Raw genomic sequence first — 14557 nt, 5'->3', positions numbered from 1 at the left:
TTGTGTCTCTTTTATTTTTTGAGGTAATTTTGTAAATATTTATTTTTGAACATCTTATATTTTTCTTTAAGAAGGATGCTTTCGGAAATCACGTGGTGTTACACCCGTAAGCTTTTTGAACATGCGATTGAAATGGCTAATATGATTGTAGCCCACTCGTGAAGCAATCTCGGTTACATTCAGATCAGAGTCTCTTAAGAGTTCCATAGCTACTTGCATACGGATAGCAGATAAGAGCTCAATATAGGACTTCCCTTTTACAAGCCGCAACATGCTGCTGAAATATGAGGGAGACATATAGGCGATATTTGCAACATCTTCAAGATTAAGGTCTTCATGATATTGCGATTCCATATAGGCAATCGCCTTATGAAAAGCCTCACGATGAAACAAAACCTCTCTCTGTTCTTGTTGACCCTGAGTTTCTGAATAACGAGCATATTGTCGTCCAGTAATCACAAGTAGCTTTAAAAGTTCAGCTTTGATGGCCAGTTGGTATCCGTCTTCCATTTCATCCCACTCGTTCCTCATTACTTGGAGAACATTCTCAACCGATGATTGAATGTTCGGGGGAAGAGCCATTTTAGGAATAAGATCTTCCTGTGAGATTAGCGGTCTGATATAGGCGAAATCTACGAAGGTTTGCATACGGGTGAGATCTCGCAGACCTTCATTAATAGCATGGGGCATAAAATCAATCTGAAATAAGACAAAATCCATCGATTCGCGTAGTTCCAGACGATGTTCCTGATAAGGAGGTATGGAAAATATATCGCCTTTAGTCAAGACATAGGACCGGCCATTCGTGACGTGTAAACAGCTGCCCGACATCATATAGCAAAGCTGCAAATGTTCATGAGCATGCTTAGTTTTATTCATATAAGCAGGTGTTCGTACTTCAACTTTGAACGGAAACTCTTCATCCAGCATTTCTTTGTACGCATAGACGGGGAAGTCTGACATTATATGCACCACACATTCATATTTCATCCTACTTGTCATGTTACATGGGGTCGTGGAAATGTGCAATAAATCCGTGGAAAAGGGAAAGTTTCTTCGCTAATGTGGGGCTACAATGGAAGTAATCAAAGTTGAAGGACACGAACAGGAGGAATGAAGCTTGAGAAACCTAGCTTATAGTACTCTGCCTTGTGAAGGTTGGAGCTTGGCAAAAATGATTGCTTTTGCAAAGGAATGCGGATTTTCAGCGATGGAATTACGGGAGGGTAAAGCGTGGATGGTATCCACCGAGATGACCTCAAATGAGCGCTTAGAGGCACTTCATTTATTTGAAGAAGCTGACATAAAGGTCACGGATATTGGTTCGAATGTTTGCTTCAATGGAACGGATCGTGATCAGGCTATGTCGGAACATTTTGAAAAGGTTGCACAACTGGCACATGACTTGAAAGCACAAGGTATTCGAGTTTTCTTAGGATACTTCAACGGTCGCAGAGACAAGGAAGTACCTGTTATCCCATATGAAAATGTTGTCGCTCGTGTGAGGCAAGCCTGTGATTATGCCGCATCCTTGCAAGTGCAGGTATGGCTCGAAACGCATAATGAATTTTCGACGGGTAAAGTGCTTCGTAAGCTGCTGGATGATGTTGATCGGACGAATTGTGCTGTAATCTATGATATTATTCATCCGCTTGAAGAAGGTGAATCTCCAGCTGATACCATTGCACTTTTGGGAGCACAATGCGCTCATGTCCATATGAAAGACGGTTTGCCCTTTGAAGATGAAATGGAAATAAATTGGAAGTATACGAAGCTTGGTGAAGGTATCATTCCTATTACCGAGATTGTCAGCTTGCTGAAACAAGCAGGTTACCAGGGTTACTATTCCTTAGAATGGGAAACGAAATGGCGCAAGGAGCTGCAGATACCCGGTATGGAACCGGAACTGATTTTTCCCGCTTATGTAAGCTATATGAATCATTTGACTCAAACCATTAACGAAATGAGGACAATCTAGTGAAAACATTAGTTACGATTAGGAATCCTGAACTTCGAGAGTTACTTTGGCAGGAAGCGACACTTCACAAGCTTTTAAGCTTTACCGATGTTGATTTTATTGCATTTAATGAGAAATTTACAAGTGAGGACTTGGCTGAAAAAATCAGTGAGTATGATGCATGCATCACATCCTGGGGATCGCCAGTGTTTACCCCAGAGGTGCTGGCTCGAGCGACTAAATTGAAGTTTATTGGTCATGGTGCTGGGAGTGTTGCAGCTATTGTGAATGAAGATGTGTTCGAAACGAATATTGCCGTTGTTACCGCAAATAAAGTGCTGGCGCACTCGACTGCCGAATGTGCGTTCTCTATGATTTTCGCGGGTGCCTGGAATTTCTCCTCACTTAGTGCTGGCCTAAAACAAGGTAAATGGAGCAACAACAACCGTGATACAGTTCTCGGCGTAACCAGAAGAGTCATTGGTTTGGTGGGATATGGAGAAATATCCAAGCAAGTGATACGGATGCTGAAACCATTTCATGTAAAAATCTTGTTGTGTTCCAGTTATTGCTCGCAAGAGGAAGCGAACGCTCAAGGCGTCCAGCTTTGTGAACTGAACGACCTTTTCGAACAGAGCGATATTGTATCGGTTCACAATACACTGACGGACCAGACGCGTGGAATGATTGGGAGCGAACAGCTGAAAAGATTACGTGATGGAGCATTATTTGTGAATACGGCACGAGGACCTATCGTACAGGAGCAAGCGCTGCTTGAAGAGTTACGTACCGATCGTATAAAAGTAATGCTGGATGTATACGATTATGAGCCGCTTCCCATTGACCATGAACTCCTGAAACTGCCAAACGTCGTCTGTCTGCCGCATATTGGCGGATTCCAAGGAATTCTCAAGCGGGAGCTTTGCGATTTTATTGTCGATGAATTAAAGCGTTTCTCTGAAGGAGAAGCTCTTCAAGGAAAAGTAACGATTGATCAATACCGCAGATTAACGCGTAAATAAACATGATTAAAGGGAGTACAACATGAACAATTTATCAACTATCGTTTCATTTATTACTGACAAAACGAGACGTAACGCTGCGAAATACGGAGATCTTCTACCTACGCATACGAAAGATGGGGTATATGAGTTTTCTGAAAATGGGTTTTGGACAGGGTTGAATTGGTTGTCTTATGAATTGACTGGGGATGAAGGTTTTATTCGCACTGCTCGCGACTCGTATCCACGTCTCTTGAAACGCTTATATGATACACCAGAAACATTGGATCACGATATTGGTTTTCTTTATTCGCTGTCTTTCGTGGCAGATTACAAAATTACAGGGAATCCTGAAGCGCTCAAGGTGGCATTGGATGCAGCAGATCGTTTGGCTGAACGATTTAACGAAAAAGGTCAATTTCAGAGGCGCATGCGAATACGTGCATGAATACGATTATTAGATCAGATTTTACTGCGTACCATACATTTGTAATTGATCCTGTTACAGGTGAGCCAATGTTCGGTCAAACGCACCAAGGATATGCGGATGAATCCGTCTGGTCTCGCGGACAAACGTGGGCAATCGCTGGCTATACGCACGCTTATCGCTACACAGGCAATGAAGAGTATCTGAATGTTGCTCGTAATTGCGCGAAAGTATTTCTCGACTCTGTTGAAGCTGATCTGATTCCGATATGGGACTTCTCTGTTCCTGACCCAGAGACGGCTAAGCGTGATAGCTCTGCAGCTGCCATTGCTGCTGCAAGCTTATTGGAACTCGCTAAGTTTGTGGATGGCTCGGAACGAGCTGCTTACGAAACGTATGCCAATCAGGTTGTCCAGAATCTCTTTGAGATATATTCGACAAATCATGATGAAACACATGAGGGGTTGCTTATTCATGGCTGTGGGCATCATCCCGCAGGCAAGAACATAGATTGCTCACTCATTTACGGAGATTATTATTTTGTGGAAGCTGTAGCCAGGTTACTTGGCAAGACGAAAGTATACTGGTAAGCATTAATAGGATAACTCAACAAATAGAACCTGGCCGTCGGCTGGGTTCTATTTGTTTGATATCAGACAACTCGCATCTAAAAGTAAAGAATTTTACACAATTTTGAAGATTATCGAGCTAGTTTCATCTATCCTTGTCAACTACAATTCAAGTAAACAAGAAAAGGAGGGCAGTTATGATCTATAATTTATTTATTGAAAGCGCTTAAATGATTTCTATTTCTTTGCATAACACATTTGACGTGTATGTTTGTTAGAAAAATCTCCACCCATCTAAGGAGGATTGATTATTTTGAAGAAAGCTGGGTTTTTAGGTTTATTATTCCTATTTATTGCATGTTTGGCCGGACAGGGTAGAGCTGAAGCTGTCGTAACCACTGTTTCGTCAATTAGCGCATTACAGACGGCAGTGACGAATGCCTCGGCTGGCGAAGAGATCGTTCTGGCTAACGGAATCTATGATAATGATGGAAGCAACGCCATGATCATACTAAGCAATAACCAAGGAACTTCCACCCAACCTATCATTATTCGGGCCGCTACGCCGGGACAAAGTGTATTTACCGGCACAACTGCCATTAGATTGTCAGGTGCCTGGATGGAATTTAGAGATTTTAAATTTGATGTACAGTATGTGGCAGGCAATAGCAATCGGAATGTTATTTCGCTGATTGGAGCGAAAAATATGAAGGTGAAAAACAATTATTTTCTTAACAGTGGTGATACAACCGCTCCAGCCACCCATATTATTAAATTGTTAAACAGCTCCCACGACAATGTGATTGAGTCAAATACATTCGATGGCAACCGCTCAAGTGGTGTCGGTATCCAAATTGGAACGTCCACGCAAACGAATCACGATAATATAATCAGCACGAATTACTTCAGAAATATTCGTTATGTCGGGGATTTGTTTCCCGGCCAAACCAATGGTATGGAGCCTATCCAAATCGGGCAAGCCACCAATAATGATATAACTGGAACGATCGTTGAGCATAACCTGATGGAAAACGTGACTGCTGATGGAGGCGAGATCATCAGTGTCAAATCGAGCGGGAATACCGTCCGCTACAACACATTTCGCGATTCGCCATCTGGGGTCACCCTTCGGTTTGGCAACAGCAATACAGTGAATGGCAACTTTTTTATCCGCACCAAAGAAGGTATACGTGTTTATGGAAGCTCGCATTCCATATTCAATAATTACTTTAAAGATATTACCAATAACGCAATCAATCTGGATGGCGGCGATAATATAGCGAACGGGCATTATGCAGCCGACCAGGTGACAGTGAGTAACAATACGATCGTTAATGCAGGAACTGGAATCAATATTAACAATAGCATGTATCCGATCACGCCAACGGGGATTACCATCCAGAACAATCTGATTCAAACGGATAGAGGCAAAGCTTTTAATGAATATGGTTCTAAGTTAAATAATATTGCTATTCCGACGTATGCAAAAAATCTTTTTTTCTTAAGCGGGAGCGCTCTCCAAGGTGTTGGAAGAACAGGCATTAACTCTGCTAATCCGAGCCTTACTGGCACGGGTGAAGTGCGCCGGCCGCAATCCTATAGTGTTATAAGCAACTATGGGAATACAGTTACCGGACTGAGCACGGACATGGACGGGCAAACACGCAGCGGTAACCCGGATACAGGAGCAGATGAAATTTCGGGTAGCTCGGTTATATATGGGCCAAGAACCGCAGCAAATACGGGGGCATTATGGGCTAATGGGACGGATCTTCTGGCACCTACGGCTCCAGTAAATGTTACTACGTCCAGTGTGAGTGACACTAGTGCAGTCTTATCATGGACTGCTTCAACAGATAATACGAGTGTAACCGGCTATGATATCTACGTGAGTTCTGTACTCAAGGCAACATCAACAAGCCCCACATACACGATGACTGGTCTTGTGGCCAACAAAACCTACCAAATTACTGTGAAAGCTAAGGATGCTGCAGGCAACCGTTCCCCTGCATCCAATGTAGCGACGGTTGTCACTGCCGCATCGTCCATTGTGGACACGGTTGCTCCAAGTGCGCCTACCAATTTTAAAGCCTTTATGAGAGAGCCTGCCTATATCAGCTTTACATGGTCATCCTCGACTGACAATGTAGGGGTGAGCAGCTATGAAATGTACGATAACGGGGTGTTCGTCTCTTCAAGTGGCTCCTCCGCTAGTTCTATGCAATTAAGAAATGTGGATCCCGATACACACTACTATTCGATTAAAGCCAAGGATGCGGCAGGCAATTTGTCTGCAGAGAGCAACGTAGTATGGGTAACTTCATCCGGGCGTACCATCGCTCTGAATGGAAGCGCCGATCGCTATTTAGAGTCAGAATGGAATAGCTTTAAGACAGGTAACATTTCTTTAGTCAGCGATTCCGCTACTTCCAGCGGGAGCTACATGAAGATCAATAACGGAAACGGGGATGAGAATACAAACGTTCGGATGGAATATAGCCTCAATGTCAGCAATGGGGGCACTTTTTATTTATGGCTGTTGGGCAAAGGTGTCGACGCTAGCAGCAATAAGGTTTATGTCCAGGTTGATGGAGATACGAGAATTGAACATACACTAACGACCGCAGCATGGGGATGGACAAAGTCAGCCTCACCAATTACATTACCAGATGGTTGGCACTCGTTGAAAATCATTAATAAATTGGACGGCACTCAGATTGATAAGCTGATGCTGACCAAAAGCAGTGTGACTGTACCTAGCGGAATAGCGGATACGCCACTGGCTGTCGTTAATGATGGCGTCGCACCAACGGCACCTGCCAGCTTGGCTGCCACCTCGATTACAAGCAACTCGGCCCAGCTGAATTGGACCAGCTCTACAGACAATGTAGCCGTAAAACGTTATCTTATCTCTAACAATGGAACAGAACTATTGGCCTCTACGACAGTGAATTCCTTGGCTCTGACCGGGCTGACTGCCAATACAACTTACAGTCTGACTGTATTGGCGAATGATGCTGCGGGCTTCATCTCACCCAATAGCAATACCTTGACGTTTACTACGGCTGCAGATACAACGGCACCGACCGTTCCAACTAATTTGGTGTCGGATTCCCAAACCTCTACGAGTGTACACATTCATTGGACGTCATCCATCGATGATACGGGCGTCAAAGAATACGACATATACCGTAACGGAGTTAAGGTGAGCACGACCTCAACACCATTGGTTTACAGTTCTACGTTCTCTGGACTGACACCGAACACCAGCTATACCTTCAAGGTAGTCGCCAGAGATTTTGCCGGGAACGTGTCCGCTGCTAGCACGACCATGACTGTTTCAACGTTGCCTTGATCTAAGATTATTACACATTTTTGAAGAATGCATGGCTAGTTCCTCCTGTAGTCCCATCTTATAATTGAGATAGAAGATGACAAACAGGAGGGACGAAATGCTTAGTGAACGCACAAGTACGATGAAAATATCGAGTGTCACCAAAATAAAAAGAACCTACTCTCGAAGCTTTATACAGAACAAATGGCTATACCTGATGATGGTTCCTGGCGTTGCATTTTACATTATCTACAAGTACATCCCGATGATGGGATTATTGATTGCCTTCCAGGATTACAACATTATGAAGGGCATTATGGGCAGCCCTTGGGTAGGCTTTAAGCATTTTGAGACGATTTTTAACAGCCCGGATTTCTATGTTCTGCTTCGCAATACCATGGTGATCAGTCTTTATAAAATTGTGTTTGGCATGCTGCCAGATATTGCTATGGCACTTGCCTTGAACGAGATTCGCTCCCCTTGGTTCAAAAGAACGATTCAGACCATCACTTATGCACCGCATTTCTTATCCTGGGTAATTATATACGGCTTGGTGATGGCGTTTCTAGCTACAGATTCTGGTTTGGTCAATCAATGGATTCGCGGTTCTGGTGGGGAGTCCATCAATTTCTTGACCTCCAACAGCTGGTTCCGCCCCTTGCTGGTTTTAACGGAAATATGGAAGGATACTGGCTTTGGGGCTATCATCTATCTGGCTGCCTTGACGGGCATCGACCCGCAATTGTATGAAGCAGCGATTGTAGATGGAGCTGGGCGCTGGAAACAAATCTGGCATATTACGCTGCCGGGCATTCGCAATGTGATTGTCTTGCTGCTGCTGTTGAAAATCGGGCATATCCTCGATGCCGGCTTCGGCCAAATCTATATTTTCTTAAACACTCGAGTCTATGAGACAGGAGATATTATCGACACCTGGGTATTCCGCCGGGGACTGGAAAGTATGGAATTCAGCTTTGCCTCTGCAGTCGGTTTTTTCAAATCCTTCGTTGGTTTGGTGCTTGTACTTGGGGCTAATAAGCTAGCCAAAAAATATAGCGATTCGGGAATCTGGTAGGAGGAGTACGTATGTCATTAGTTGTCATTAAAACAAAAACGGATCGTGCTCTGGACATCCTGCTGTATACTGTCCTTACTTTAGCTAGTCTGGTAACGCTGTTTCCCTTTTATTATGTCATCATTATGTCCGTGACCCCGATTATTGAAGTGTTAAAAAATGGTGGTTTCGTGCTAATGCCTACAACGTTTACGCTGGTTGCTTACAAGGCCATATTTCAAAGTGCACTGGTTCCGCGAGCTTTACAAATAACGGCTATCATCACCATAGTCGGTACGGCCTGCAATTTGCTGGTGACCACACTGCTTGCGTATCCCTTGTCAAAGAAGTGGCTGCCGGGAAGAAATATCGTGCTAATGATGATTGTATTTACCCTAATATTCACCGGTGGCATGATTCCTACTTACCTGGTTGTCAAGCAAACGGGCTTGCTCAACAGCATTTGGGCCTTAATCATCCCATCGGTCGTTTCTACCTTCAACCTGTTGATCATGAAGTCTTTCTTCGAAAGTTTATCTGAAGAAATTCAGGATGCAGCCAAAATTGATGGCTGTAACGATATGCAAGCGCTCTATCACATCGTGCTGCCACTGTGCAAGCCGATCCTGGCGACCTTAATGTTATTTTATGGTGTAACGCACTGGAATGAATTTTTTAATGGCATCATGTACATGAGTGATCCGAAGAACTATCCGCTTCAGGTGGTGCTGCGCAATATGTTACAGCAGCCGCAAATCAGTCAGGAATTGCTTGCCTTAAATCCGGAGGCACGGGTGGAATTGCCACCGGAGACGCTAAGAATGGCTTTGGTGGTCGTCTCGACATTGCCTATGCTGGTGATCTACCCCTTTATTCAAAAGCATTTTACAAAAGGTATGATGCTGGGTGCGATTAAAGGGTGACAACATATAATGATGGGGGTTATAAGATGAATCGTAAGTGGAAAACAGGTATGGTTTCATTACTGATGCCGCTAGTTGTGATTGCAGGCTGCTCGACGAAGGAGGGAACAACAGAACCCACTGGAACTGGGGCCGGAGCAACAGCAAAAGCCTCCAAAAAATATACGATTGAGGTGTTTCAGCAGAATGCCGGCTCGGTAACCCTTCCCCCGGTCGATCAGGATTTTGTCAAAAAGGCGATTGATGAGAAGCTGAACATTGATTTGAAAATCACATTTATGCCCGCTGGCCCTGACTATACGAACAAACTGAATGTGCGGTTCGCTTCAGGTGACGTACCGGATCTATTTACCATCGGTGGTCGGGAAATACAGACTTATGCTAACAACGGGTCTTTGACTCGCTTATCGGATTATTTAAATGAGAAATATTTGCCGAATTATTTGAAATGGGCAGATGCCCCTTTACTGAAGGCGGAGCGGGACAAGAACAACCCAATGGGCTTTTGGGCAATGAGGCCGTATGCGAAGACCGAATATTCAACTTGGTATATCCGTAAGGATTGGCTAGATAAGCTTGGATTGAAGGTTCCTAGCAACAACGATGAGCTGTTGAATGTCATGCGGGCCTTTACGTTTAAGGATCCGGATGGTAACGGCAAGCAGGATACGTACGGATTCACTGCTACTGGTAATGGTGAACAGGTCGGGCAGGAATGGCCGATGTGGGCCAAATACGGAATGATGGGTACGTTTACGAATGATGGCAAGCATGTTAAGGATAATCTGGTTTCACCTGAAACAGGAAAAGTATTAGCCGAGATTAAGGCTGTTATCGATGAGAAAATCGTCGATCCGGATTGGTTCTTGAACAAAGGCGAAGCTGTTTTTGAGAAATTTGCGCAAGGCAAGGTAGGGATCGTCAACTCGCGGGGCATTAACAATTTTCTGGAGGGAAATCCGAACAGCTTCTTAAACAAAGGTAAAAAAATTAATCCCAAATTTGATATCGTGGCTTTTAATCCATACCCCGACCAAGCGACATGGGTAGAAGCGACTGGCAACACAGGATGGGCGATTCCGAAGGCGGTTGCTGACAAGGATCCGGACAAAGTACTGCGTATTCTTCAGCTAGTTGATTATTTGTGCAGTGAAGAAGGGTATCTGCTTACGCATTATGGCAAGCAGGATGTGCATTATAAGCGCGATGGCAACAAAATCTTACCTAATATGGTGGAGCTTGATAAAATAGCGAAGGAGCAAGGCGATTTCTTAAAAATTTACGGAGCATTTTCCCCTACAGATAGCGAAGCCAGACAAATCGGGCTTGACATTGTTAATCCCAATTTGACTGATCGTGACCGGGAACTTTACAAGCAGCTGGCCACTTATAAGAGGGCTCCGTATTCCAATGGTATTCAAGTGACACCTCCAGACGGCATCAATATTGCGGATTTCCGTAAGCAACAGAATGTGTTTCACACCAAGATTGTGTTTGGTGAAATCCCGATCGAGAAATGGCCGCAATTGAGCGATGAGCTGATGAACAAATATCGTGGCAAAGAAATTTTCGCTAACTACGAGAAGCAAATGCGTGAGGCAGGCGTTTTAGAATAAGTTTGCCATAACAATATGGGGAGAGGGCTATTCATGCCTCTCCTTTTTCGAATAGGAGGAACCCACAAACCAATTAGAAATGCATAGGTCTTATCCAATTTCTATGATACAATGTAAGGGTTTTCAGACTTGTCTACGGATGGCAGGCTACAGGAGGTAAAAGGATGCCAACAAGAGCAAATCGGCTTCATTTTTTATTTACGAGCATCGGAACGAAGCTCTTTTTGATAACTTTCTTTTCTTTTCTGCTGGGGCTTTTATTGGTAGGAGGCATCGCATTTTACAATAATTCGGCTATTATTAAGCAAAATCAGGAAGAGTCATTACAGCTATTGATGGGTCAGGTCGAGGGGTATCTGCAAATACATATGACGGCGATCCAGGAAAATTTATTATTTCTGACAGACAAAGAAATTTACGATTCGCTCGCGCTAACCGATTACCAAGTGCTGATGGAAAATATGGTCAAACTGCATCCGGATACGATCAAAAGTATTTATTTAATTGTTGATGGCGAATATTCGATTAGTGCCCCACAGTCAATGAAATATTTCGTGAACAAGGAGCAAATGGTAGAGGTATATAATCAAGCGAGGTTATGGGGCTTCTGGTGGAGCCAGCCTTATATTTCGTCCTTTTCCAAAAAGACGATTACTGCTGCTAAAACAATTGAGTCCTCGACGGTTAAGGGAGTGATCGCCATTGACTTGAACGTAGACAATTTGGCCAGCTCTTTAACCGTTCCCACGCTCAAGAAAAGAATGGATTTGTATCTGCTGTCACGAACCGGAGAACTGATCTCCACGAATACTCCGATGACCTTTGAGGAGAAAACAAACGGAGACCATCCAATGGTTCATATGCTCAAGGATAAGGTCAAAAGCAATGATTTGGAATTCGACCATGTAGACCTGCCTGACGGACGTTATAAGATACTAAAAAGCAACCGTAACCGCTGGGATTGGGTTGTATTTGCTGCGATTAATGAGATGGAAGTTTATGAGATCCTACAGGTAGTTAAGAAGCAATACGTGTTGATGCTGTCGCTCTGGATTTTAGTTTCCTTGGCAATTTCCTATTGGCTTGGCCGCTACTTCCGCGCCCCGATCAAAGAGATCTCCAGGCAAATGAACTATGGAGCCTTAGGGAATTTGGAGCACCGCATCGATATGAAACGGATGGATGAATTCAGTTATGTAGTTAGCGGCTACAACAAGTTGATGGATCGAATTGGTACCTTATTTAAAGATCTACAGCTTATGGAGGATCAAAAAAGGTACCATGAGTTAAAAGTGTTGCAATCGCAGATTAATCCTCACTTTTTATATAATGCACTGAATACGATTTATTGCTTGGTTGAAACCGAAAGAGTCAAGGAAATCGGATCTGTTATCCAATCATTGGTCGGCATTTTGCGGTTCTCTATTGATAAGATCGATGAGGTTGTACTTTTGAAATTTGAAGTGGAATGTGTATGGAAATACGTGGACCTGATGAAGCTGCGCTTCGGAGATATTTTTGATATGGACATCATCATTCCAGAGCCATTCGAGCAGGCGTATATTCCGAAGCTTACGCTGCTTACTTTAATTGAAAATTCGATATTCTATGGCTTGAACAAGCCCGGTGAACGCAATCATATTATTATAATGGCTTACGAGGAGCAGCCTGGAATCATTTGCTTTGAGGTGTCGGATACGGGCCCTGGCATTGATGAGGAAATGATTCGGAGATTGATTGTTAAGGAAGTTTCCAATGAATTCTTAAAGGATTCCTCACTGGTGGATCGTCCGGACAAGGAACGAAAGGGTTTAAATAATTTAGGCATACGCAACATTCATGAACGGATTCAGCTGCATTTTGGCAAGCAGTTTGGCCTGGATATTGAAAGCAGCCTGGGTGAAGGGACGAGGGTGATGGTGCGTCTGCCCTTCAAATCTGCAGAGCGGAACAGCAGGCAAATAGAAATGGGGCAGAGACGTGATGCTAATTAAAGTACTCATTGTAGATGACGAACTGCCAGTTCGTGAACGCTTTACCCAGCATATTCCTTGGGAGGAACACGGCTTTGTATGCATCGGAGCAGCCGGGCATGGACAAGAAGCGTTAACGATGATGGAGAAGGAGCTTCCGCATCTGTTACTGGTCGATATCACCATGCCTATAATGGACGGATTGGAGCTTGCGGAGCTAGTACGAAAACGTTGGCCGGAGATATCGATTATTTTTTTGACGGCTCATTCCGAATTTCACTACGCACGCCAAGCACTTCTTCTAGGAGCCAAGAACTATTTGCTGAAAATCGCCTTATCGAAAGAACAAATTATTGCGGCCTGTCAGGCAGCTGTGGAAGATTTAAAGTTCATATTGAAGGAAAAGGCAAGCAAGACGGTGACCATGGATAGGGCGGAGGAGTCGGAACAAAAGTCCGTATATCATTCATGGAAGAGACGTGAATCGCTATTTGATCATTGGTGGGAGAGCAATGCGCATCAGAGAAAAGATATTTGGAGTGAGATCAGTAAAGAACTATCCACGGAGCTAAAGCGCCATGTGGCTGTGCTATGGGTAGGTATGGATGTATTCGAGGAGCTTTGGAATCAATCAACTTTTGACGAGACCACCCATAAACAGCAAGAGCTGGCTGTGAGGATCGAAGCTCTAGCTACAGCTGACCAGCAAATAATTGCATTTCCACTCGGGAAGACGAAGTTGCTTTGTGTTATAACCAGCGATGCGGATGCAAGCTCCAACAACTTTGAAGCTGCCCTCTACCAAACAGCACAGGTACTGTTGGCGAGGGAAGGCAACATTAAGCTATATATACGGAATAGCGGCAGCTTGGTGGGTGAGACTGATGAAATGAGTGCACAAATTTCGGAGGGTCTAGAGAAGCTAAGCCGTTACTTTTATGAAAGGCAAGATTATACCTCAGTGCATTCCCCGCTACCTGATGTGAATTTCAAGGAAATCAGTGTGATGGAGCAGGTGGAGTTACTGTCGAAGGCGACAAAGGCTTTTTATGGTGGTGGTGCGGTTATGTTACAGGAGGTTGTCCAACAGTTGACTACGCTTCCGCTGGGGACATCGCCGTATTCACCTGCCCAGCTTATTCGATTATCTGGGGAAATCATGCTGAAATGCCCGTGGCTGGAACAGGATTCGAGCCTCACTCATTTTCACCAAATGCTGCTGTTTATCGAGCGCTGGGACGACTTTGTCCGTTGGTGGAACCGCGTGTTTGATTTGTTGACGGATCCAGAGCTTCATCCCGAAATGAATGTGACGCGTTGGGAGGTCCAGCAAGTTTGCCAGTACATTCATGAAAATTATATGAAGGAGATCAGACTGCCTGATTTATCCGAGCGGGTTGGCCTCAACACCATTTATTTGGGACAATTGTTCAAACAAGTGACGGGTGAATATTTTAATGACTACCTGCACCGCACTAGGATGCAGAAAGCCCAGCAGTTGCTGCGACAAAGTGGCATGAAGGTATATGAGGTTGCAGCAGAGGTTGGCGTTTCGGACTACCGTTATTTTTGCAAACTATTTAAAAAACATATAGGGATTTCCCCCTCTGAATATAAACATAAAAATGTTGGCGGCATCCGCTAGCTGGAATATGGGGAAAATGCATGAGCTAGCCCAAAGCAAAATAAAAAAGGGATAACGG

The 14557-nt window shown here is 44.1% G+C and carries 11 protein-coding genes; 10 read left to right on the top strand and 1 reads right to left on the bottom strand.

Going from position 1 to position 14557, the window contains the following annotated elements:
- Positions 1 to 66: 66 nt before the first annotated feature.
- Positions 67 to 975 (bottom strand): helix-turn-helix domain-containing protein, encoded by a 909-nt coding sequence (locus tag HQN88_RS32755; RefSeq protein WP_173120220.1) that lies wholly within the window; start codon positions 973 to 975, stop codon positions 67 to 69.
- A 145-nt stretch (positions 976 to 1120) separates the two neighbouring features.
- Here HQN88_RS32755 and HQN88_RS32750 point away from each other — a divergent pair, with 145 nt between their 5' ends.
- From HQN88_RS32750 to HQN88_RS32705, 10 genes are all read left to right on the top strand, one after another.
- Positions 1121 to 1978, top strand: coding sequence for a sugar phosphate isomerase/epimerase family protein (locus HQN88_RS32750; RefSeq protein WP_173120218.1), 858 nt, complete (start codon positions 1121 to 1123; stop codon positions 1976 to 1978).
- Positions 1978 to 2979, top strand: a complete 1002-nt coding sequence (locus tag HQN88_RS32745) for a hydroxyacid dehydrogenase (protein WP_173120216.1) — start codon at positions 1978 to 1980, stop codon at positions 2977 to 2979. Before HQN88_RS32750 ends, HQN88_RS32745 begins: the two co-directional genes overlap by 1 nt.
- Before the next feature lie 22 nt (positions 2980 to 3001).
- The gene (locus HQN88_RS32740) at positions 3002 to 3406 is read left to right on the top strand and encodes a glycoside hydrolase family 88 protein (RefSeq protein ID WP_173120214.1); all 405 of its coding nucleotides are present in this window, start codon (positions 3002 to 3004) and stop codon (positions 3404 to 3406) included.
- Positions 3403 to 3975, top strand: a complete 573-nt coding sequence (locus tag HQN88_RS32735; protein ID WP_173120212.1) for a glycoside hydrolase family 88 protein — start codon at positions 3403 to 3405, stop codon at positions 3973 to 3975. The genes HQN88_RS32740 and HQN88_RS32735 overlap by 4 nt, the downstream gene beginning before the upstream one ends.
- 292 nt (positions 3976 to 4267) lie before the next feature.
- The gene (locus HQN88_RS32730) at positions 4268 to 7309 is read left to right on the top strand and encodes a fibronectin type III domain-containing protein (RefSeq protein WP_173120210.1); all 3042 of its coding nucleotides are present in this window, start codon (positions 4268 to 4270) and stop codon (positions 7307 to 7309) included.
- 97 nt (positions 7310 to 7406) lie between these two features.
- Positions 7407 to 8363, top strand: a complete 957-nt coding sequence (locus tag HQN88_RS32725; protein WP_173120208.1) for an ABC transporter permease — start codon at positions 7407 to 7409, stop codon at positions 8361 to 8363.
- A gap of 11 nt (positions 8364 to 8374) precedes the next feature.
- A complete protein-coding gene (locus HQN88_RS32720) occupies positions 8375 to 9265 on the top strand; it encodes a carbohydrate ABC transporter permease (protein ID WP_173120206.1) in 891 nt (296 codons plus the stop codon).
- 26 nt (positions 9266 to 9291) lie between these two features.
- The gene (locus tag HQN88_RS32715; protein WP_173120204.1) at positions 9292 to 10881 is read left to right on the top strand and encodes an extracellular solute-binding protein; all 1590 of its coding nucleotides are present in this window, start codon (positions 9292 to 9294) and stop codon (positions 10879 to 10881) included.
- Between the two features lie 164 nt (positions 10882 to 11045).
- Entirely contained in the window at positions 11046 to 12875 is a 1830-nt protein-coding gene (locus tag HQN88_RS32710; RefSeq protein ID WP_173120202.1) for a cache domain-containing sensor histidine kinase, read from the top strand.
- A complete protein-coding gene (locus HQN88_RS32705) occupies positions 12865 to 14499 on the top strand; it encodes a response regulator (RefSeq protein ID WP_246320597.1) in 1635 nt (544 codons plus the stop codon). The genes HQN88_RS32710 and HQN88_RS32705 overlap by 11 nt, the downstream gene beginning before the upstream one ends.
- Positions 14500 to 14557 lie beyond the last annotated feature (58 nt).

Source organism: Paenibacillus qinlingensis (assembly GCF_013204845.1).
Taxonomy (GTDB): Bacteria; Bacillota; Bacilli; order Paenibacillales; family NBRC-103111; genus Paenibacillus_E; species Paenibacillus_E qinlingensis.
The sequence above is the reverse complement of the archived record's forward strand: the minus strand, read 5'-3'. Positions and strand labels throughout refer to the sequence as shown.